This is a genomic window from Actinomycetospora chibensis (genome assembly GCF_028737215.1).
In the GTDB taxonomy this organism is placed as follows: domain Bacteria; phylum Actinomycetota; class Actinomycetes; order Mycobacteriales; family Pseudonocardiaceae; genus Actinomycetospora; species Actinomycetospora chibensis.
In genome coordinates this window covers 205,301-225,234 of record NZ_JAQZAM010000006.1, presented here as the reverse complement: position 1 = coordinate 225,234, position 19,934 = coordinate 205,301, and the positions used below count along the sequence as shown (strand labels likewise).

Sequence of the window (19,934 nt, the reverse complement as noted above, 5' to 3'; positions counted from 1 at the left end):
CCGTTCGGTGGCGCTGTGACCTTTTCGTGACCGAGAGGGAACCCGTGACCGAGCTCATCGCCCGGGCCGTGGTCCTCCGCGACGGCGCGGTGCTGCTCGTACAGGAGCGAGCCGTCGGCTACTGGTTCTTCCCCGGCGGGCACGTCGAGCAGGGGGAGACGCCGGAGGACGCGGTGAGGCGCGAGCTGCGCGAGGAGCTGGACGTCGGCGCGACGATCACCGCGCGCTGGGGCGAGCTGGAGAATCGCTGGGACGGGCACCACGAGATCAATCACGTCTTCGCGGTCCGGATCGACGCCGCCGATCCGGTCAGCCAGGAACCGCACCTCGCCGCCGGGTGGCACCGGCTCGAGGACCTCGACGACACAGACGTCCGCCCGCGACGGCTCGCCGACCTCGTCCTGGCTCACGCCCGCCGCAGGTAGCGGGGGTCGAGGGCGGCGGTGAGCCAGGTGTCGTCGTTGCCGCGTCGGAAGACGACGCCGTTCCCGGCGGCGGCGCAGGCGTCCACCACGAGCACCACCGGCCGCCCGTGCCGCGCGCCGACCGTGAGCGCGGTGTCGGGGTCCGGCGACAGGTGGACGTACTGGCGGCCGCCGGGGATCAGGCCGTCACGCAGGATCGCGTCGACCACGGAGGACGAGGTCCCATGGAACAGCTCGTCCGGCGGGTCGGCCGACGGCAGGGCGACCTGGCCGGGCAGCGAGTGCCCGTAGCGGGCGCGCACGCTGTTCCCCTCGAGCTCGAAGCGCGCCTTCGACCCGTGCGCCACCACGTCCTCGACGTCGGCCCGGGACACCCCCAGCGCCGCGCACAGCGCGTCCAGCGACACCCACCCCTGCGCGTCGAGCGTGAGCCCCACGCGGCCCGGGTCGTGCCGCAGCGCGCGGGACAGGCGCTTCGAGAGCCGGACGCGGTCCACGACCAGCAGGTTTGTCGACCGGCCGCGGGAGGCAAACGCCCGACATGACGACCGTCGCCGGCATCGACGTCACGCATCCGGACAAGGTGCTCCTGCCCGCCCGTGACGGCGGCGAGGACCTCACGAAGGCCGACCTGGCGCACTACTGGGAGGCCGTCGCGAGCACGGTCCTCCCGCACCTGATCGGCCGACCGCTGACGCTGCAGCGCTTCCCCGACGGCCTGGACGCCGGCGGGTTCGTCCAGCAGGACGCCGGGAAGCGCGCGCCGAAGGGCCTGCACACCGTCGACACCCCGCGGCGCGAGCGCAAGAAGGACGCGGACGATGTCGTGCACCACCCCGAGGTCGAGGAGACCGCCGACCTCATCCGGCTCGTTCAGTTCGGCACCGTCACGCTGCACGGCTGGAACGCCGTCGCCGGGGCGCTCGAGCGGCCCGACCGGCTGATCGTCGACATCGACCCCGGCGAGCGCCAGGACCTCGCCGGCATCCGGGACGTCGCGCGGGCCGTGCGGCGCGCCGTCGAGGGCCGCGGCCTCGTCGCCTTCCTGCAGAGCACCGGCAGCCGTGGCTACCACGTCGTCGCGCCGCTGGACGGCTCCGCGGACCAGGAGGCCGTCCGGGAGGCCGCGATCCGGATCGCCGAGGCGGTGGCCACCGACGACCCCGACGAGCTCACGACGGAGGTGCGCAAGGACGCCCGCGGCGGCCGGACCTTCCTCGACATCGGCCGCAACGCCTACGGGCAGACCGCGGTGATGCCCTACTCGCCGCGAGCGCGCCCGGGCGGTCCGACGGCGACGCCGCTGGACTGGGACGAGCTCGGCCGCGTCACGCCCGACCAGCACGACGTCCGCTCGATCCCGCGCCGGCTCGCCCGCAAGGCCGACCCGTGGGCCGGGTTCGCCGCGCAGGCCCGTCCGTTGGGCTAGCCCGCGCTGCGCAGCACCGACCGGATGCCGACGACGAGCCCGACGGCGCATGTCAGCGCGGCGGCGATCGCGCCGTGGAGGATCGACGGGTCGCCCAGCGCCCCGGTGAACGCCGCCCGCTCCGCGTTCACGACGTAGGTCAGGGGGTTCACCGTCGCCGCCGTCTGCATCCAGGCCGGCCCGGACTCGAGCGGCAGCATCATCCCGGAGAGGATCAGCAGCGGGAAGATCAGCGTCTGCTGGACGCCCCAGAACAGCCACTCGCGGTTCTTCGACGCCAGGGCGAGCGCGTAGGACAACGCCCCGAGCCCGACGCCGAACACCCCGAGGATCGCCAGGCCGACCAGCACGCCGACGGGCGAGAACGTCACGCCGAACGGGACGGCCGCCAGCGTGATGATCACGGCCTGGACGGCGAGCGGGGCGAGCTCCTTGAGCGCCCGCCCGACGAGGATCGACGCCCGCGAGATCGGGGTGGCGAGCACCCGCTCGTAGCTGCCGGTCATGAGCTCGAAGAGCAGGTTGGCGCCCGTGCTCCCGGTGCCGAACAGGGCGATCATCACGACGACGCCGGGCAGGAACCACGTCAGCGGCGACTCGCCGCCGAGCTGGTCGGCCGACAGCGAGCCGGCGAGCAGTGGGGCGAACAGTCCGAGGAAGACCAGCGGCTGGAGCAGCGAGAAGATCAGCGAGAACGGGTCGCGCAGGACGAGCGCGAACTCGCGCACGAACACCGCGGCGGTGTCGTGGACGAAGCCGGACCGGGGGGCGACGAGGTCGGGGGGTGCGGCCGTGGCGGTGGTGTCGACGCTCATGCCGCAGCTCCTTCCTCGCGCAGGCTCCGGCCGGTCAGGGCCAGGAAGACGTCGTCGAGGCTCGCCTCGTGCAGGTGCGCGGAATGCACGGTGACGCCGGCCCGATGGAGGCGGGCGAGCAGGCCGGGCAGCACCCGGGCGCCGCCGGTGAGGCGGAGCTCCACCCGGTCGGCGAGCGCCCGCGAGCCCTCGACCAGGCCGGCGACCGCCGCGGGGTCGTCGACGTGCAGGACCAGACGGTCGTCGGCGTGGCGCGTGCGCAGCTCGGCGCTGCCGGCGTCGGCGATGACCTCGCCGTGGTCGACGACCACGATCCGCTCGGCCATCGCGTCGGCCTCGTCGAGGTAGTGGGTGGTGAGGACGACGGTGGTGTCGTGCTCCTCGCGCAGGCGGGTGATGTGCTCCCACAGGTTGGCGCGGGCCTGCGGGTCCATGCCGGTGGTGGGCTCGTCGAGGAAGAGCAGCCCGGGCCGGTGCATCAGGCCGATCGCGACGTCCATGCGCCGCTTCTGCCCGCCGGACAGCGACGCGACGGTGCGGCGATCGAGGCCCTGCAGCTCGAGGGCCTCCATCAGCTCGCCGGCCCGTCGGCGGGCCGTGGCGCGCGTCTGCCCGTAGAAGGAGCCCTGCGTGATGAGCTCGTCGAGCACGCGGTGGTTGTGGCCGCCGGCGTTGCCCTGGCCGACGTAGCCGATCCGTCGCCGCACCCCGGTGGGGTCGGCGACGACGTCGATGCCCGCGACCTCCGCCGTGCCCGACGTCGGCCCGAGCAGCGTCGTCAGCATCCGCAGCAGCGTCGACTTCCCGGCGCCGTTCGGGCCGAGCACGGCCACGAGCTCGCCGGGCTCGACCCGCAGCGAGATGCCGCGGACCGCCTCGACCACTGCGCCGCGCCGTCGGAAGGTGCGCCGCAGGTCCTCGGTGCGGATCATCGCGATCCTTTCGGTACAACGTCTGGAAAGTGGCTGCGCTAGGTTAAGCGGACGCTGTCCGGAAAGGCAAGGGAGTGCCGATGGGCGACGAGCACCACCTCGACCTGCTCTGGGGACGGGGTGCCGCGACGGGACGGGGTCGCCCGGCCCGCACCACGCGCGAGCAGGTGGTCGCGGCCGGCCTCGCCCGGGCCGACGCCGCCGGGCTCGAGGATCTCTCGATGCGCGCGGTCGCGGCCGACCTCGGCGTCGGGGTGATGGCGCTCTACACGCACGTCGAGAGCCGGGAGGGCCTCGTCGCGCTGATGATCGACGCGGCCTTCGCCGAGATCACGGGCGACCTGTACCCCCACCCCGGCGAGCCCTGGCGCGACGCCGCGGCCCGGCAGGCACGGGCACTGTGGGAGCTCTACGCCCGCCACCCGTGGATCCTCCACCACGGCAGCCGCCTGCCGATGGGGCCGCACGTGCTCGGCATGGAGGACGCCTTCTTCGCCCCGTTCCTCGACATCGGCCTCGCCCCGGCCGAGACGGCCAACGCGGCGATCGCCCTGCGCTCGCTGGTCACCGGTCTCGCACGCGACTCGACCAGCGAGCAGGACCAGGTCCGGCGCACCGGCGTGGGGCTCGCCGAGTACTGGTCGTCGATCAACGCGGTGTTCTGGGAGCGGTACTTCGAGGAGGAGCGGTACCCCTCGATGACGCGGCTCTGGTACGAGGGCGGGTTCGAGAGCGAGGACGTCCTGGCCGAGGAGGGGATCCTCGAGCGCGCGGTCGAGGCCTATCTCGACGGGATCGCGGTCCGGGTGCATTCCGGAGGTTCCGGGCAGGACGCGGGCGTCGCCCGACGGCAGGGCGCACCATCGAGGGCGGGGGGCCCACCACCGTCACCGGGAGGACCGCGATGACCGACCAGGCGACCCACGCGTGGACCGGCGAGGTGGCCGCGCAGCGCGACGGCTTCACACTGCTGCCCGAGGTCGAGGCGGTGCGCGACGCGGGGGAGACCCGTCGCGTCGCGACGCCGTTCGGGCACGAGGCGACGATGGTCAGCCGCTACGCCGACGTCCGTGAGCTGCACGGCGACCCGGAGCGCTTCCGCCTCGACGGCGTCCCGGCACCGCCGGCGCTGGTGGCGGCCGGTCGCGACACCGCCGAGTTCCGCCGTCGCCAGGCCGGCAACCTGCTCGGGCAGGAGCCGCCGGACCACACGCGGCTGCGCCGGATGCTCACCGGCGAGTTCACCGTCAAGCGGATGAAGCGCCTGGTCCCGCGCGTCGAGGAGATCGTCACCGAGCACCTCGACGCGATGGAGAAGGCGGGCCCGCCCGCCGAGCTCGTCGCCGACTTCGCCCTGCCGGTGCCGTCGATGGTGATCTGCGAGCTGCTCGGCGTGCCGTACGAGGACCGCGGCGAGTTCACCGAGCGCAGCGCGCGCCAGCTCGACAGCACCATCGAGCCCCGGGAACGGATGCGCCTCGCCGACGCGTCGCGCGAGTACATGAGCGACCTCGTCGCCCGGCACCGCGAGGCTCCGGGCGACGACCTGCTCGGCATGCTCATCCGCGAGCACACGGGCGACACGACAGGCGACGTCACCGACGACGAGCTGATCGGCATCGGCAACCTGCTGCTCGTCGCCGGGCACGAGACGACGTCGAACATGCTGTCGCTGGGCACGCTGGCGCTGCTCGAGCACCCCGACCAGCTGGCCCGGGTCCGCGACGACCCCTCGGCGGTCGACGGCGCGGTCGAGGAGCTGCTGCGCCGGCTGACCGTGGTGCACGGGAGCTTCCCGCGCGCCGTCGTCGCGGACACGACGCTCGGCGGGCACCCGGTGGCGGCCGGCGAGCTGGTGATCGCGTCGCTGGTCGCGGCCAACCACGACCCGGAGGTGGTCGAGCACGCCGAGGAGCTCGACATCTCCCGCCCGCCGTCCCCGCACCTCGCCTTCGGTCACGGCATCCACCACTGCCTGGGTGCCCCGCTGGCGCGGATCGAGATGCGCGTGGCGTTCCCGGCCCTGCTGCAGCGCTTCCCGGGGCTGCGCCTGGCCGGCGAGCCGGAGTTCCGCCACCGCACCCTGATCTACGGGCTGCACCGCCTGCCGTTGGCCTGGTGAGGCTCCGGGCCTGCGTCACCTCGGGAGATCGCTTCGGTTTCCGAAGCATGTCCTGGAAGGCACTCGGACCGGGTCTCTAGGGTCGCGAACCGTGCCGCCCGCGACGCTCGTCCTCGGGATCGACATCGGGACGTCGTCGTCGAAGGGTGTCGTCGTCGACGCCGGCGACGGCACGGTCGTCGCGCGGGCGGAGGTCGAGCACGCGACGTCGTTCCCGCACCCCGGGTGGGTCGAGCACGACGCCGAGGGCGTGTGGTGGGCCGACCTCGCGTCGATCACCCGCGAGCTGCTCGCCCACGGCACGCCGGACGCGGTCGGTGTCAGCGGCATCGGGCCGGTGCTGCTGCCCGCCGACGCCGAGGCCCGCCCGCTGCGTCCCGCGATCCTCTACGGCGTCGACACCCGCGCCACCCGCGAGATCGCCGAGCTCACCGACGAGATCGGCGCGGAGGTGATCGTCGCGCGCGGCGGCACACCGCTGTCGAGCCAGGCGGTCGGGCCCAAGTGGCGGTGGCTGCAGCGTCACGAGCCGGAGGTCTGGGACGCGACGCGGCACTTCTTCATGGCGAGCTCGTACCTCGTGCACCGCCTGACCGGCGAGTACGTCCTCGACCACCACTCGGCGAGCCAGTGCGACCCGATGTACGACCTCGAGGCCGCCGACTGGGCCCCCGACCTGGCCGAGCTCGTCGCTCCCGGCCTCGCCCTGCCCCGGCTTCGGTGGCCGGGGGAGGTGGCCGGGGTCGTCACCGAGCACGCGGCGGCGCAGACGGGGCTCCGGGCCGGGACGCCGGTGGTCACCGGGACGATCGACGCCTGGGCGGAGGCGGCCAGCGTCGGCGTGGAGCGCGCCGGCGACACGATGGTCATGTACGGCACGACGATGTTCCTGGTGCAGGTCGCGGACGCGCCGGTCCGGCACCCGGCGCTGTGGGCGACCCGCGGCGTCGCGCCCGGCTCGTTCACCACCGCGGCCGGGATGGCCACCTCGGGTGCGATCACGGCCTGGCTGCGCGACCTCGTCGGCGCCGACTACGCGACGTTGACCGACGAGGCCGCCGATGTCCCGCCGGGTGCCCGCGGGCTGCTCCTGCTGCCCTACTTCGCCGGCGAGCGCACCCCGATCCTCGACCCCGACGCCCGCGGCCTGGTGCTCGGACTGACCACCGGCCACGGCCGCGCCGAGCTGTACCGCGCCGCCCTCGAGGGCATCGCACACGGGGTGCGGCACAACCTCGAGGCGTTCCGCGAGGCCGGCGGGCCGGACCCGCGCCTGGTCGCTGTCGGCGGCGGGACCCGCGGCGGGCTCTGGACGCAGATCGTCAGCGACGTCACCGGGCAGGAGCAGCACGTCCCGGCCGACACGACCGGCGCGGCGCTCGGCGACGCCGTCCTCGCCGCCCGGGCCCTCGGGCTCGCCGCCGACCTCGCGAGCTGGAACCCGATCGTCGCCACCGTGACGCCCGACCCCGACCGCACCACCCGCTACGACGCCTTCCACCAGCACTACCGCGCGCTCTACCCCGCCACCGCGGACGCCGCCCACTTCCTCGCCGCGGAGCAGCGGCGCGCCTAGGCCTGTGGCGTCGTGACCAGCGTCCGCAGCTCCGCCAGCACGGCGCGCAGGACCTCGGCGAGCGGGCGTTCCTCACCCTCGCCGATCCACGTCGCGAAGCCCACCCGGAAGACGGCGACGCCGCTCTCGGCGGCCAGGGCGGCCGCCGTCGGGTCGACGCCGCGGCGGCGCAGGCCGTCGGTCATCGCCGTGGCCAGGCCGGAGAGCTTGAGGAGCTCGCGTTCCTGCAGGCCCGGATCGGCGTCGATGACGCGCTGACGCGCCCGGGACCACGCGCGGCGCTCGTCGGGGAAGAACGCGGTGGCGCCCTCGAGCGCGGCCGCGACGATCGCCATCGGGTCGGAGCCGGCCGCCTCCTCGATGCCCGCGAGGAACAACCGCTCGAACTCGTCCTGGCCGGCGAAGAGCACCTCGCGCTTGTCGGCGAAGTGCCGGAAGAAGGTCCGTTCGGTGAGCCCGGCGGTGGCGGCGATCTCCGCGACCGTGGTGCCGTCGAAGCCCTGCGCGGCGAACCGCTCGAGGGCGGCGGCCTGCAGCCGCTCGCGCGCCCCGGGCTTCCAGCGGACCATGGGCACAGCGTACTGATGGCAGTCGCTGACATCAGGGTCTACAGTGATGTCAGTACCTGACATGGTCGCCCGTGAGGGCAGAGGAGGCCACGCATCATGCGTGTATTCGTCACCGGAGCCAGCGGTTGGATCGGTTCCGCCACCGTCGACGAGCTGCTCGGCGCGGGACACGAGGTCGTCGGCCTCGCCCGCTCCGACGCCTCGGCCGCCGCGCTGGAGGCCAGGGGCGTGACGGTCCTGCGCGGGGACCTCGACGACCTCGAGGCGTTGCGGCGCGGAGCCGCCGACGCCGAGGGGGTCGTGCACCTCGCGAACAAGCACGACTGGGCGAACCCGGCGGAGTCGAACCGGGCCGAGCGCGTGTCCGTCGAGACGCTGGCCGAGGCACTGGTCGGCACGGGGAAGCCGCTCCTCATGGCGTCCGGCGTGGCCGGGCTCGCGGCGGGACGGCCAGGTACCGAGGCCGACCCGTCGCCCGCGATCGGCGCCGACTCCCCGCGCGGCGGCGCGGAGAATCTGGCGTTCGGCCATGTCGATCGCGGCGTCCGCGCCGTCAGCGCCCGCTTCGCGCCCACCACCCATGGCGACGGCGACCACGGCTTCATCGCCCTCATCACCGACGCCGCCCGCCGTCACGGCGTGTCCGCCTACGCCGGGGACGGCTCGACGCGCTGGTCGGCGGTGCATGTCTCCGACGCCGCCCGGCTCGTCCGGCTCGGGCTCGAGCAGGCCCCGGCCGGGACGCGGCTGCACGCCGTCGCCGAGGAGGCGATCCCCAGCCGCGAGATCGCGCAGGCGATCGGCGACGCGCTCGGCGTCCCCGTCACCTCCGTGGCTCCCGAGGACGCCGTCGAGCACTTCGGGTTCATCGGGATGTTCTTCGCGATGGACCTCGCCGCGTCGAGCGACCACACCCGCAAGGTCGTCGACTGGACGCCCACGGGCCCCGGCCTGCTCGAGGACATCAAGGCCGGCGCCTACCGAGGTGCCTGACGGCATGTGAGCACTTCGGAGTGCTCCAGCACCTCGAAGTGCTCACATGCGCGGAGCGCACCTACTCGAAGTCGACGTCCTTCGTCTCGGGGCCCGCGGCCGCGCCGCCGGCCCCGAGCAGGCCGCCGACGGCGAGCAGCACGAGCACGGCCGTCGCGTACGGCATGAGCCCGCCGAGGCCCTCGAGGAAGAAGGCGTAGAAGGACGGGATCACGACCGACACGCTGAACCCGAGGCCGAAGCCGGAGGCGCGGACGTCGGTGCGGAACCGCTCGGTGATGTAGGGCAGGACGACGCCCCAGGGTGCGGTGACGACGATCGAGAACAGGCACACGACGAGGATCACGACGCCGAGCGGCAGCCCGCGGCCGTTCACGAGCACGGCCATGAGCCCCACGCCGACGGTGGCGATGAGCAGCCCGCCGATGATGAAGAACCGCCGTCGCCCGATGCGCTGGCCGATCACGCCCGACGCGATGTAGCTGCCGACCAGGCAGACGTAGGCGATCAGCAGCGTCACGGTCAGCTGGGTGTTCGAGAGGCCGACGAGGTTGCGCAGCACGGTGGTCGGCAGGAAGAGCGTCACGAGGTTCTGCGTCAGCCAGAACCCCGTCATCATCCCGAAGACCTGCAGGAACGTGGAGCTGCGCAGCACCGCGAGGAGCGGACGGCCCGCTCCGCCCTGCGAGGTGCCCTCGGACTTCGCGGCCTCGGCGGCCTCCCAGATCTCGGACTCGGACACGCTGCGCACGTAGTAGGCCGCGAGGACGAAGGCGAGCAGCGCCCCGAGCAGGAACGGGACGCGCCAGCCCCACACGGCGTACGGGGAGTCGGGCCCGGCCAGCGGGAAGAGCGCGAACGACGCCAGGCCGACGAGGGTGATCGCGACGTAGGCCAGCGGGAACGCCGACAGGATGATCCCGCCGAGCAGCCCGCGGCGGCTCTTCGTCGAGTACTCCATCGCCAGCGGGAGCGCGCCGGTGTATCCGCCGCCGAGGCAGATCCCGTCGAGGAACCGCAGCACGATGAGCACCCAGAACGAGGCGATCCCGATCGTCGTGTAGCCGGGCACCAGGGCGATGAGCAGCGTGATCACGCCGAAGCCCGTCACCGAGATGATCGTGCTGCGCCGGCGCCCGATGCGGTCGGCGAGCGCGCCGAACACCGCGGCACCGATGGGCCGCCCGACGAGCGTGGTGACGAAGACCAGCGACGTGAAGATCGCGGTGGTGCCCGGGTCGAGCTGCGCGGGCTGGAAGTAGAGCAGCGCCGGGGTCAGCACCACGGTCGGCAGATAGATGTCGAACATGTCGACGAACTCCGCGAAGAACGCCCCGCGGGTCGCCGACTTCCGCTTCTCCGCGCGTTCCGGGCTCTCCGGGCCCTCAGGCGCCGCCGTGCTCACGGCCCGCTCGGGACTCGTCATCGAGACCACTCCTCGCCCACCGAGGTCCTTCTTCGTCTGGCTGTCAGACAATCTGGAACGTAGAGTCGTGCCCCGACGGCGTCAACAGGTCCTCGACGGGGAGGCGCGATGGGGCTCGACGAGACTCTGGTGGCACAGACGCTCACCGACGACCTGCTCGCCGGTCTGCCCCCGGGACCCGACTGGAGCCTCCTGCTCGAGATCGGGGCCACGCGCGTCCTGCTCCGCGTCGTCGAGGGCTCCGTGCGTGTCGAGGGCGCGCCCGGCATCAACGCCACCTGGGACGTCGGCTTCGCCGTCACCGACGCGGAGTGGGCCGAGTTCTGTGCCGACCCGCCCCCGCGTGGTGCGACGTCGGCGCAGGCCCTCGTCGCCACCCGCGGCAGCGAGCGGATCACCGGCCGGCGCGAGGTGTGGGCGCGGGTGGCGCCCGCGGTCGACCGGTTCCTCGACGCGCTGCGGGACACGGAACGGGCACCGATCCGGCGCCGGCCCGATCCCGCACCGTGGCCGCCGGGCTTCGGGCCGAGCGTGGGGCGCTACCTGCACCTGGACGACGGCCGGCGGATCTTCGTCGAGACCGCGGGCGAGGGACCGCCGCTGTTGTGCCTGCACACGGCAGGCGCCGACTCGCGCCAGTTCCGGGGCCTGCTCGAGGACCCGAGGGTCACCGACCACCACCGCGTCGTCGCCTTCGACATGCCCTGGCACGGGCGCTCCGATCCCCCCGACGACTGGCAGCACCGCCGCTACACGCTCGACACCGCGACGTACGCGGCGACGGTGCTCGCGGTCGCCGAGGCGCTCGAGCTCGACCGCCCGGTGCTCCTGGGCTGCTCGATGGGCGGGGCGATCGCGCTCTACCTCGCCGCCCGAGCCGGTGACCGGTTCGCCGGGGTGTGCGCGCTCGAGGGCGGCCTCGGGAGCGCCGGGCGCTTCGTCGAGTGGACCCACCGCGCCGACGTCGACCACTCCGGCTTCCTGGCCAGCTGGGTCGGCGGGCTGATCGCGCCGTCGAGCCCGGAGGGACCGCGCGCGCAGACCCTGTGGGGCTACGCCAGCAACGGACCCGGCGTCTACCAGGGCGACACGGCGTTCTACTCGCTCGACTTCCCCCCGATCGCCGCCGGCCTCGGGCGCGCGACCTGCCCGCTGTACGTCTTCAGCGGCGAGTACGACTACTCGGCCACCACGGAGATGAGCCGGCTCGCCGCCGAGCAGCTGGGTGGCGAGCTGGTGGTCATGTCGGGGCGCGGCCACTTCCCGATGTCCGAGGATCCCGAGGGGCTGCTCGAGCACCTGCTGCCGGTTCTGGAGAAGTTGCGATGACCAACGAGGTCTGGGCCGTCCGCTACGGCACACGCGTCACCACCCGCACCGAGGCGTACCTGAACTGGCACGTCTACGGCGAGCCCGACGAGTGGTTCCGCATGGACTACTTCTTCTGGATCGTCCGGGGCGGCGGGCGCACCACGGTCGTCGACTGCGGGTTCGACCCCGAGGTCGGGCGCCGCCGAGGGCGCGAGGTGCTCGTCGATCCGGTCGACGCGCTGGCCGCGCTCGGGGTCGACGCCGCGACGGTCGACCGCCTGGTGGTCAGCCACGCGCACTACGACCACATCGGCAACCTGCATCGCTTCCCCACCGCCGAGATCGTCGTGACGGCCCGCGAGTTCGCGTTCTGGACCGGCCCCTATGCCGATCGGGTGCAGTTCGCGCACTCGACCGAGAAGAACGAGATCGCCGCGCTGGCCCGGGCCCACGAGGAGGGCCGCGTCACGACGTTCACCGGCTACTGCGAGCTGGGCGACGGGTTCGGGCTCCTCGAGGTCGGCGGGCACACGCCGGGCCAGCTCATCGCCCGCGTCGCGGTGGCGGGCGGGGAGGTCGTGCTGGCGGCCGATGCCCTGCACTTCTACGACGAGCTCACCCGCGACCGGCCGTTCTTCGTCGTCGCCGACCTCGAGGCCATGTACGCGGGCTTCGACACGCTGCGAGAGATCACCGACCGGCCGGGCCGGGTCCTCGTGGCCGGGCACGACACCGACGTGGGACGCCGCTTCCCCGGTCGCGCGCAGGGCACCGGGATCGACGACCTGGTGATCCGACTCGAGGTGGAGGGACACCGGACATGACCACGGTCGGCGTGATCGGACTGGGCAACATGGGCGGGCGGATGGCCCGCCGGCTGGTGGACGCGGGGTGGGAGGTCGTCGGCCACGACCCGCTCGTGGGCCGGGCGGAGGACGTCGGCGCCGAGGCCGTCGGGAGCCCCGCCGAGGTCGCGCGGCGCGCCGCGACGGTGCTGCTCTCGTTGCCGGACTCGACGGTCGTCGAGCCGGTGGTGCGCGACCTGCTCACCGGGGCGGCACCCGGCACGACCGTCGTCGACCTGTCCACCGCGTCGCCCGAGTCGACGGTGGCGCTCGCCGCGGAGGCCGCGGCCCGCGACGTCGCCTACCTCGACGCCGGCATCTCCGGCGGTGCGGCGGCGGCCGAGAAGGGCACGCTGACGATCATGGCGGGCGGCGACGCCGCGGCCGTGGACGCGATCCGCCCCGTCCTCGCGCCGTTGGCCGCGACCGTGCACCACCTCGGCCCGGTCGGCGCCGGGCACACCGCGAAGCTGCTCAACAACTTCCTCAACGCGGTGACGCTCGCCGCGACCGCCGAGGTCATGGTGGCCGGGCAGCGCGCCGGCCTGGACCTGCGCACGCTGCTCGCGGCCATCAACGGCGGGAGCGGGCAGTCGTTCGCCTCGAGCAACCGGTTCCCGCGCATCGTCGAGGGCGACTACCTCGAGGGCGGGCTCACCAGCCGCCTGATGACCAAGGACGTCACGCTCTACACCGAGCTGCTCGCGCGCCTCGGCGTGCCCTCGCTCAACGCCGCGGGCCCGGTCGCCTCGTTCGGCATGGCCGCGCACCTCGGCTACGGCGACGTCATCTCCAACCGCGTCGTGGACGCCCTCGGCGACCTCGCCGGCGGCGTCCGGATCCAGCAGCCCATCACCCAGGAGTTCTCGTGAAGATCGTCCACGGGCGCGCCGACGGCGTCGTCACCGAAGCACGCGGAGCCACCTTCACCGGCACCGTCTGGGGCGACCCGGTGCTGCCGACCACCGACGGCACCACGATCAACTCGGTGACGTTCACCCCCGGCGCGCGGACCTTCTGGCACCACCACGAGCGCGGCCAGATCCTCGTCGTCACCGCCGGCACGGGATGGGTGTGCACGCACGGCGAGACGCCGCAGCCGCTCACGGTGGGCGACGTCGTGTGGGTGCCGCCGGACGAGCGGCACTGGCACGGCGCCGGGCCCGGCTCGATCATGACCCACCTCGCGGTGTCCCTGGGCACGACGACCTGGCTCGACGAGGTGTCCGCCGACGAGTACGGGCAGGCGGGGCAGTGAGCGCGCAGAGCGGCCGGAACGGGACCGACGACCGCTTCGAGCGCGGCCTCGCCATCCGCAAGGAGGTCGTCGGCGAGGCCCACGTCGAGCGGTCGATGGCACAGGTCAGCGACTTCTCCCGGCCCGTGCAGGAGTACGTCACCCGCTGCTGCTGGGGCGAGGTGTGGGACCGCCCCGGGCTCGACCGCCGCACCCGCAGCCTGCTCAACCTCGTGATGCTCACCGCGCTCGGCCGCTCCCACGAGCTCGCGGTGCACGTGCGCGGGGCGCTCACCAACGGCGTCACCGAGACCGAGATCCAGGAGGCGCTCCTGCAGGCCACGGCCTACTGCGGCGCGCCCGCCGGCCTCGAGGCGTTCCGGGTCGCCGACGGGGTGCTGGCCGAGGCGAGGGAGCGCTCGTGATCCGCACTGTGGGCTTCATCGGCCTCGGGCACATGGGCACGCCGATGGTGTCGCGCCTCGTCGACGCCGGGGTGACGGTCCGGGCGTACGACGTCTCGCCCGAGGCGCGCGAGGCGTTCGCCGCCGCGGTGCCCGGAGCGGCGGTCGTCGGCTCGGCCGCGGAGACCGCCGACGGGGCCGAGGCGGTGCTGCTCTGCCTACCGAACTCGGCGATCGTCGAGTCGGTGGTGGCCGAGCTCGACCCGGCCGAGGACTCAGCCCGGGTGATCGTGGACATGAGCTCGTCGGAACCCCTGCGTACCCGCGCGCTCGCCGCCTCCCTGGCCGACACCGGCCGCGTGCTGGTCGACGCCCCGGTCTCCGGCGGCGTCTCCGGGGCGCGCGCCGGCACGCTCGCGGTGATGGTCGGCGGGCCCGACGACGTCGTCGCGGGCCTCGAGCCGCTGCTCGCCGTCATGGGCCGCCCGCGCCACGTCGGGCCGGTCGGCGCCGGCCACGCGCTCAAGGCGCTGAACAACCTGATGTCGGCGGCCCACCTCGTCGCGAGCTCGGAGGCGGTGCTCGTCGGCGAGGAGTTCGGGCTCGATCCCGCCGTGATGCTCGAGGTCGTCAACGGCTCGTCGGGGCGCAGCGGATCCACCGAGAACAAGTGGCCGAACCACATCCTGCCCGGCACCTACGGGGCCGGCTTCGGCATCGGCCTGCTGGTGAAGGACATCCACATCGCCCTCGACCTCGCCGCGAGCACGAGCGTTCCGACCCGGCACGCGGCGGCGACCGTCGCGCTCTGGGACGAGGCGCTGGCCGAGCTCGGGCCGACCGCCGACCACACCGAGATCGCCCGCTGGCTGCGCGACCAGGGAGACGTAGCGAACAGATGAGCACGCCGATAGGGGAGCTCGACCCGACCCAGCAGCGAGGGGACACCGTGACGATCACCGACGAGCAGCAGGCCATCAAGAACGAGTTCGTCCGCGTGCGCGGCACCTGGGGCGAGCCCTGGGAGCGGATGCTCGAGCTCGACCCGGCGTTCGTCCGCGCCTACCTCGACTTCTCCGCGGTGCCGTGGCGCCGCGAGCCGGGCGCGCTCACGCCGAAGGTGCGCGAGCTGCTCTCCATCGCCGTCGACGCCGCCGCGACCCACCTCTACACGCCGGGGGTGCGCCAGCACGTGGCCGCCGCGCTCGACGCGGGCGCGACGCCGCACGAGATCATGGAGGTGCTCGAGCTGACGAGCACGCTCGGCATCCACGCCGCGAACATCGGGGTGCCGCTGCTGGTCGAGGTGCTCGTCGAGGAGGGCCTGCGCGACGGCCCGGCGCCGCTCGACGAGCGCCAGGAGCGGCTCAAGGCCGAGTTCACCGCGACCCGCGGCTACTGGCACACGTTCTGGGACGAGATCCTCGAGCTGGACCCAGACCTGTTCGAGGCCTACGTCGCCTTCTCGTCGGTGCCCTGGCAGACCGGCACGCTCGAGCCGAAGGTCAAGGAGCTCGTCTACTGCGCCTTCGACGCCTCGGCGACCCACCTCTACGTGCCGGGCCTCAAGCTGCACCTGCGCAACGCCCTGGGCCACGGCGCGACCGTCGCGGAGATCCTCGAGATGTTCGAGATCGCCAGCGTCGTCGGGATCCACGCCGCGACGACCGCGGCGCCGATCCTCGCCGAGCTGGCGGACTCGCGCTGACGCGTGGCGCCGGGGCGTGGTGCGACGATGGGTGCCGTGTCGTCGTCGGTCTGGGGCCCCGAGCCGCTGCCGCGGGTCGCCGCGCCGTTGCGCGAGCAGGTGACCGACCGGGTGCGCTCGGCGATCCTCGACCTGCGCCTGCGCCCCGGCGAGCGCCTCATCGAGCGCGAGCTCACCGAGAGCCTCGGCGTCTCGCGGGCCACGGTCCGCGAGGTCATCCGCCAGCTCGCCGCCGAGGGCCTGGTCACCGTCGTCCCGCAGCGCGGGGCCGAGGTGACGTCGCTGTCGCCGTCCGACGCCGCCGACATCTACGAGATGCGCGCCTCGCTCGAGGCGCTCGCCGTCCGGCGGTTCGTCCAACGGGCCGGCGACGACCAGGTCCGCGCGCTGCGCAGCGCCGTCGACGAGATCGCCCGCAGCGCCAAGACGGGCGAGGTCGGCGACCATCTCGGGGCGAAGGACCGCTTCTACGACGTGCTCATGGACGGGTCGGCGAGCGGGCCGCTCCAGCAGACGCTCGCCGGGCTCCAGGCGCGGGTGCGGCTGCTGCGCGCGACGTCGCTCTCCGCGCCGGGCCGGCCCGCCGAGGCGGCGGCGGAGCTGCGCGCGGTGGTCGACGCCGTCGAGGCCCGCGACGCCGATGCCGCCGCCGAGGCGTGCGTCCGGCACATCCGCGCGGCCGCGGCGACGGCGACGGCCCAGCTCATGCCTCACGGCACGTGAGCAGTTCGGGGTGCTGGAGCACCTCGAAGTGCTCACGTGCGCGCAGCGCACCCGGCAGCGGGTTCCGGTGCAGGACGCCGAGGCGCTGGGTCGCGCGGGTGAGGGCGACGTAGAGGTCGGCGGCCCCCTGCGGTCCCTGCGCGAGGATGCGGTCGGGGTCGACGACGAGCACCGCGTCGAACTCGAGGCCCTTCGTCGCGGACGGCGCCACCCCGCCGGTCCCGATCACCACGCTCGTCCCCTCCCGTCCGGCCTCGTCGCGCACGAACGCCTCGATCGCGGCCGGAAGCTCGTCCTCGGTGACCTGCCGCGACCACGGCCGCACGCCGGAGGCCCGCACCGAGTCCGGCGGCCGGACGTCGGGGGCGAACTCGGCCAGCACCGCGGCGGCCACGGCCATGATCTCCGCCGGGGTGCGGTAGTTGACCGTCAGCGACCGGTACGCCCAGCGGCCGGGCACGTACGGCTCCAGCATCGCGCCCCAGGACCTCGCCCCGGCCGGGGACCGGCGCTGGGCGAGGTCGCCGACCACGGTGAACGAGCGGCTCGGGCAGCGCCGCATCAGCACCCGCCAGTCCATCTCCGAGAGCTCCTGGGCCTCGTCGACGACGACGTGGCGATAGGTCCAGTCGCGGTCGGCCGCGGCGCGCTCGGCGAGCTCGCGGGTGTCGCGCTCCTCGAACCGCTCGGCCAGGCGTGCGTCGTGGATCAGGTCGTGGACGGTCACCCCGACGTCCTCGTCCAGCTCCTCGCGGTCCAGCGTCAGGATCTCCATGACTCCGGCGGCGTACTCGGACTCCGCCTGCCGCTCCTGCCGGGCCACGCGCTCCTGCGCGTCGACCGCCGCCTTGTCGCGTCCCAGCAGGTCGACCAGCTCGTCGAGCAGCGGCACGTCGGGCACGGTCCAGGCGTCGCCGTCGGCCCGCCACAGCGCGGGGTCCGCGCCGGCCGCGCGCAGCCGGTCGGGCGAGGCGTAGAGCGGGCCGAGCAGCGTCGCCGGGGTCAGGATCGGCCAGAGCTCGCCGAGCGCGGCGGTGAACGCCTCGGATCTCGCCAGCTCGTCGAGCACGTCGGTGCGCAGCTGCGCCCACGCGGCACGGTCGGACCGGGTGATCCAGCCCCGCGCGATCCGGCCCACCGCCCGCTCGGTGACCACGTAGGTGACGATCTCGGCGAACACCGGGCGGGCCTCGTTGTGCGGGAGCCCGCTCTCGCGCGCCTCCTCGCGGGCCCACTGCACGGTCTCGGCGTCGATGCGCACCGTGACGTCCTCGAGCGCGATCGTCAGCGGCTCCTCCGGCAGCCGCTGCCGGTCCGCGATCGCCGCCGCGAGCACGTCGAGCATCGCTCGCGAGCCCTTGAGCCGGGTCGCCTCGGGCGTGTCCTCGGCCGTGACGTGCAGGCCCGGCACGAGGTCGCCGGTCGTCATGAACACGACGTCGGACTCGCCCAGCGACGGCAGGACGCGGCCGATGTGGTGGAGGAACGCCGGGTTAGGCCCGACCACGAGCACGCCGTGGCGCTCCATCCGCTCGCGCTGCGTGTACAGCAGATACGCGACGCGGTGCAGCGCCACGACGGTCTTGCCGGTGCCCGGGCCGCCCTCGATGACGAGCACGCCGGGGTGGTCGAGCCGGATGATCTCGTCCTGCTCGGCCTGGATCGTCGCGACGATGTCGCGCATGCCCTCGCCGCGTGGGGCGTTCACGGCCGCGAGCAGGGCCGCGTCGGCGTCCCGGTCGGCGCCGTCGCGGCTGCCGGCGCCGGGACGGCCGAGCATCTCGTCGGTGAAGTCGACGACGCGGCGTCCGCGCGTGTGGAACTGGCGACGCCGGCGCATGTCCTCGGGATGCGCGCCGGTGGCGACGTAGAAGGCGCGCGAGGCCGGGGCGCGCCAGTCGAGCAGCACCGGTTCGTCGTCCTCGTCGCGCAGCCCGATCCGCCCGATGTAGGAGCGCTCGCCGGAATGCGCGTCGAGCCGCCCGAAGCACAGCCCGTTGTCCGCGACGTCCAGCCGCGTCATCTGCGCGGCCGCGGCGCGCACCGCGACGTCGCGTTCCATGGGCGACTCGCCGGTGCCCTTCAGCGCCGCGTCGTACTCGCCCTTCACCCGCGCGCGTTCCGCGTCGAGCCGCGCGTACAGCCCGGACACGTGGTCGCGCTCGGATCGCAGTTCCTCGTCGTACCCCGGCGTGGACACGGGCCTCCCCACAGCGCCGCGCGACGGCGCCGATCCAGGTGCTGGTGAGCGGCGATCGTCCGCCGGGACCCGGGTCTTGCCGCAAGCCCCGTGGTCGGCTATACGTTGGAAAGGGCAGAGATCAGGTGCGGTCGCCGCCGCGCCGGGCCCGCTTGTCGGCGTACATCGCGGTGTCGGCCGCCACGCAGGCGCCCGGGAAGCCCTCGGAGACCGTGAACGGGGCCGAGCCGATCGAGCACGGCACGCCCGAGGCGTCCAAGGCCTCGCGCAGGCGGATGACCAGACCTTCCGCGTCCTCGGTGCCCACCTGCACCACGAGCGCGAACTCGTCACCGCCGAGACGGGCGAGTGGATCGGTGCTGCGGATCGCTGAGCGCAGGACCGCGGCGGTGTGCCGTAGGTGCCGGTCGCCGGCCTCATGCCCCTCGGTGTCGTTGACGGTCTTGAGCCCGTCGCTGTCGAGCATCACCACCGACGCGGGGTCGCCGAAGCGCCGGAAGCGCTCGTCCTCGCGCGCCAGCCAGCGCTCCCACCCGCGGCGGTTGAGCAGCCCGGTGAGCGGGTCGGTCTCGGCGTCGCTCACTGCGCGCTCGAGGGCGCGCGCCGTGTCGACCGCGGCGGAGTCGGCCTCGAGCACCGAGGACAGCAGGCTGGAGAGCAGGTCGAGCAGCGGCTCCTGGTCGTCCAGGGTCGTCGTGACCGGCTCGCGGTTCATCCCGACGACGGTGCCGAACAGCGACCCGTCGCCGGAGACGATCGGGGTGCCGACGTAGGTGCCGACCTCGATCCCCTGCTCCGCGGAGGTGCACGCGATGCGTTCGAGGTCGGGGACCGCGCGGGTGTCCGGGACGATGCGCGGCGCCGTCCCGGCGACCATGTACTGGCACATCGAATCGGTCCACGCCGCGCTCACGCCGGGCTCGAGGCCGTAGGCCGAGTCGGCGGTGACGAGCATCGTCTGCCGGCCGTCCGCGACGCGGGTGACGGCCCAGGCGTCGAGCGGGACGACGCGGGCGAGGTAGTCGACCACCATGCGGCAGGCCGCGTCGAAGGCGCGCGGCGGTGCGAGCTCCGCGGCGACGCGGAGATCCTGAGCGGACGTCACGATCATGCCTCCCCCGGCGCGATGCTCCGTCCAGTGTTGCCTCCGCGGCACCGCGCCGGTCGGGGAGGTCCCGGTCATCACCCGTTGTGGCGAGCGGCAGACGTCGGGTGGCGA

21 protein-coding genes are annotated in these 19,934 nt (G+C 73.9%); 14 read left to right on the top strand and 7 right to left on the bottom strand.

Translation table 11 applies throughout. From position 1 onward, the window contains the following. Positions 1 to 44 precede the first annotated feature (44 nt). On the top strand, positions 45 to 425 hold the full coding sequence (locus PH189_RS11490) for an NUDIX domain-containing protein (protein WP_274188917.1): 381 nt from the start codon (positions 45 to 47) through the stop codon (positions 423 to 425). On the opposite strand, the gene PH189_RS11485 is transcribed toward PH189_RS11490, so the two are convergent. After that, positions 407 to 922 (bottom strand): RNA 2'-phosphotransferase, encoded by a 516-nt coding sequence (locus tag PH189_RS11485; RefSeq protein WP_274188916.1) that lies wholly within the window; start codon positions 920 to 922, stop codon positions 407 to 409. The two genes, PH189_RS11490 and PH189_RS11485, sit on opposite strands and share 19 nt — an antisense overlap. 44 nt (positions 923 to 966) lie before the next feature. Here PH189_RS11485 and ligD point away from each other — a divergent pair, with 44 nt between their 5' ends. Then, positions 967 to 1,854 (top strand): non-homologous end-joining DNA ligase, encoded by an 888-nt coding sequence (ligD, locus tag PH189_RS11480; RefSeq protein ID WP_274188915.1) that lies wholly within the window; start codon positions 967 to 969, stop codon positions 1,852 to 1,854. Here ligD and PH189_RS11475 read toward each other — a convergent pair. Together PH189_RS11475 and PH189_RS11470 are read right to left on the bottom strand one after the other, a co-directional pair. Continuing rightward, on the bottom strand, positions 1,851 to 2,669 hold the full coding sequence (locus PH189_RS11475) for an ABC transporter permease (RefSeq protein WP_274188914.1): 819 nt from the start codon (positions 2,667 to 2,669) through the stop codon (positions 1,851 to 1,853). The two genes, ligD and PH189_RS11475, sit on opposite strands and share 4 nt — an antisense overlap. Next, positions 2,666 to 3,601 carry an ABC transporter ATP-binding protein gene (locus PH189_RS11470; protein WP_274188913.1) on the bottom strand — a complete coding sequence of 312 codons (936 nt, stop codon included), beginning with the start codon at positions 3,599 to 3,601 and terminating at the stop codon, positions 2,666 to 2,668. The genes PH189_RS11475 and PH189_RS11470 overlap by 4 nt, the downstream gene beginning before the upstream one ends. A gap of 80 nt (positions 3,602 to 3,681) precedes the next feature. On the opposite strand from PH189_RS11470, the gene PH189_RS11465 reads away from it, so the two are divergent. The 3 genes from PH189_RS11465 to PH189_RS11455 all read left to right on the top strand — a co-directional run bounded on the left by PH189_RS11465 (position 3,682) and on the right by PH189_RS11455 (position 7,299). Beyond that, positions 3,682 to 4,509 (top strand): TetR/AcrR family transcriptional regulator, encoded by an 828-nt coding sequence (locus PH189_RS11465; RefSeq protein WP_274188912.1) that lies wholly within the window; start codon positions 3,682 to 3,684, stop codon positions 4,507 to 4,509. Beyond that, on the top strand, positions 4,506 to 5,723 hold the full coding sequence (locus tag PH189_RS11460; RefSeq protein ID WP_274188911.1) for a cytochrome P450: 1,218 nt from the start codon (positions 4,506 to 4,508) through the stop codon (positions 5,721 to 5,723). Before PH189_RS11465 ends, PH189_RS11460 begins: the two co-directional genes overlap by 4 nt. Before the next feature lie 91 nt (positions 5,724 to 5,814). Then, positions 5,815 to 7,299 (top strand): FGGY-family carbohydrate kinase, encoded by a 1,485-nt coding sequence (locus PH189_RS11455; protein WP_274188910.1) that lies wholly within the window; start codon positions 5,815 to 5,817, stop codon positions 7,297 to 7,299. Here the strand turns inward: PH189_RS11455 and PH189_RS11450 are convergent. After that, the gene (locus PH189_RS11450; RefSeq protein ID WP_274188909.1) at positions 7,296 to 7,868 is read right to left on the bottom strand and encodes a TetR family transcriptional regulator; all 573 of its coding nucleotides are present in this window, start codon (positions 7,866 to 7,868) and stop codon (positions 7,296 to 7,298) included. The two genes, PH189_RS11455 and PH189_RS11450, sit on opposite strands and share 4 nt — an antisense overlap. Before the next feature lie 96 nt (positions 7,869 to 7,964). On the opposite strand from PH189_RS11450, the gene PH189_RS11445 reads away from it, so the two are divergent. Further along, on the top strand, positions 7,965 to 8,861 hold the full coding sequence (locus tag PH189_RS11445; RefSeq protein ID WP_274188908.1) for an SDR family oxidoreductase: 897 nt from the start codon (positions 7,965 to 7,967) through the stop codon (positions 8,859 to 8,861). A gap of 61 nt (positions 8,862 to 8,922) precedes the next feature. Here the strand turns inward: PH189_RS11445 and PH189_RS11440 are convergent, their stop codons facing one another. Continuing rightward, positions 8,923 to 10,287, bottom strand: coding sequence for an MFS transporter (locus tag PH189_RS11440; protein WP_274188907.1), 1,365 nt, complete (start codon positions 10,285 to 10,287; stop codon positions 8,923 to 8,925). Positions 10,288 to 10,416: 129 nt separating this feature from the next. Here PH189_RS11440 and PH189_RS11435 point away from each other — a divergent pair, with 129 nt between their 5' ends. The 8 genes from PH189_RS11435 to PH189_RS11400 are packed head-to-tail and all read left to right on the top strand — an operon-like array spanning position 10,417 to position 16,515. Continuing rightward, a complete protein-coding gene (locus PH189_RS11435) occupies positions 10,417 to 11,616 on the top strand; it encodes an alpha/beta fold hydrolase (protein WP_274188906.1) in 1,200 nt (399 codons plus the stop codon). Continuing rightward, a complete protein-coding gene (locus PH189_RS11430) occupies positions 11,613 to 12,422 on the top strand; it encodes an N-acyl homoserine lactonase family protein (RefSeq protein WP_274188905.1) in 810 nt (269 codons plus the stop codon). The genes PH189_RS11435 and PH189_RS11430 overlap by 4 nt, the downstream gene beginning before the upstream one ends. Next, positions 12,419 to 13,315, top strand: a complete 897-nt coding sequence (locus PH189_RS11425; protein ID WP_274188904.1) for an NAD(P)-dependent oxidoreductase — start codon at positions 12,419 to 12,421, stop codon at positions 13,313 to 13,315. The genes PH189_RS11430 and PH189_RS11425 overlap by 4 nt, the downstream gene beginning before the upstream one ends. After that, on the top strand, positions 13,312 to 13,701 hold the full coding sequence (locus tag PH189_RS11420) for a cupin domain-containing protein (RefSeq protein WP_274188903.1): 390 nt from the start codon (positions 13,312 to 13,314) through the stop codon (positions 13,699 to 13,701). The genes PH189_RS11425 and PH189_RS11420 overlap by 4 nt, the downstream gene beginning before the upstream one ends. Further along, positions 13,698 to 14,105 (top strand): carboxymuconolactone decarboxylase family protein, encoded by a 408-nt coding sequence (locus PH189_RS11415; protein ID WP_274188902.1) that lies wholly within the window; start codon positions 13,698 to 13,700, stop codon positions 14,103 to 14,105. The genes PH189_RS11420 and PH189_RS11415 overlap by 4 nt, the downstream gene beginning before the upstream one ends. Next, entirely contained in the window at positions 14,102 to 14,986 is an 885-nt protein-coding gene (locus tag PH189_RS11410) for an NAD(P)-dependent oxidoreductase (RefSeq protein WP_274188901.1), read from the top strand. Before PH189_RS11415 ends, PH189_RS11410 begins: the two co-directional genes overlap by 4 nt. Continuing rightward, positions 14,983 to 15,792 (top strand): carboxymuconolactone decarboxylase family protein, encoded by an 810-nt coding sequence (locus tag PH189_RS11405; RefSeq protein ID WP_274188900.1) that lies wholly within the window; start codon positions 14,983 to 14,985, stop codon positions 15,790 to 15,792. Before PH189_RS11410 ends, PH189_RS11405 begins: the two co-directional genes overlap by 4 nt. Positions 15,793 to 15,819: 27 nt before the next feature. After that, on the top strand, positions 15,820 to 16,515 hold the full coding sequence (locus PH189_RS11400; RefSeq protein WP_274188899.1) for a GntR family transcriptional regulator: 696 nt from the start codon (positions 15,820 to 15,822) through the stop codon (positions 16,513 to 16,515). Here the strand turns inward: PH189_RS11400 and helR are convergent. Together helR and PH189_RS11390 are read right to left on the bottom strand one after the other, a co-directional pair. Further along, positions 16,496 to 18,715 carry an RNA polymerase recycling motor ATPase HelR gene (gene helR / locus PH189_RS11395; protein ID WP_274188898.1) on the bottom strand — a complete coding sequence of 740 codons (2,220 nt, stop codon included), beginning with the start codon at positions 18,713 to 18,715 and terminating at the stop codon, positions 16,496 to 16,498. The two genes, PH189_RS11400 and helR, sit on opposite strands and share 20 nt — an antisense overlap. A 121-nt stretch (positions 18,716 to 18,836) precedes the next feature. Continuing rightward, positions 18,837 to 19,820, bottom strand: coding sequence for a sensor domain-containing diguanylate cyclase (locus PH189_RS11390; protein WP_378014877.1), 984 nt, complete (start codon positions 19,818 to 19,820; stop codon positions 18,837 to 18,839). Between the last annotated feature and the right edge of the window lie 114 nt (positions 19,821 to 19,934).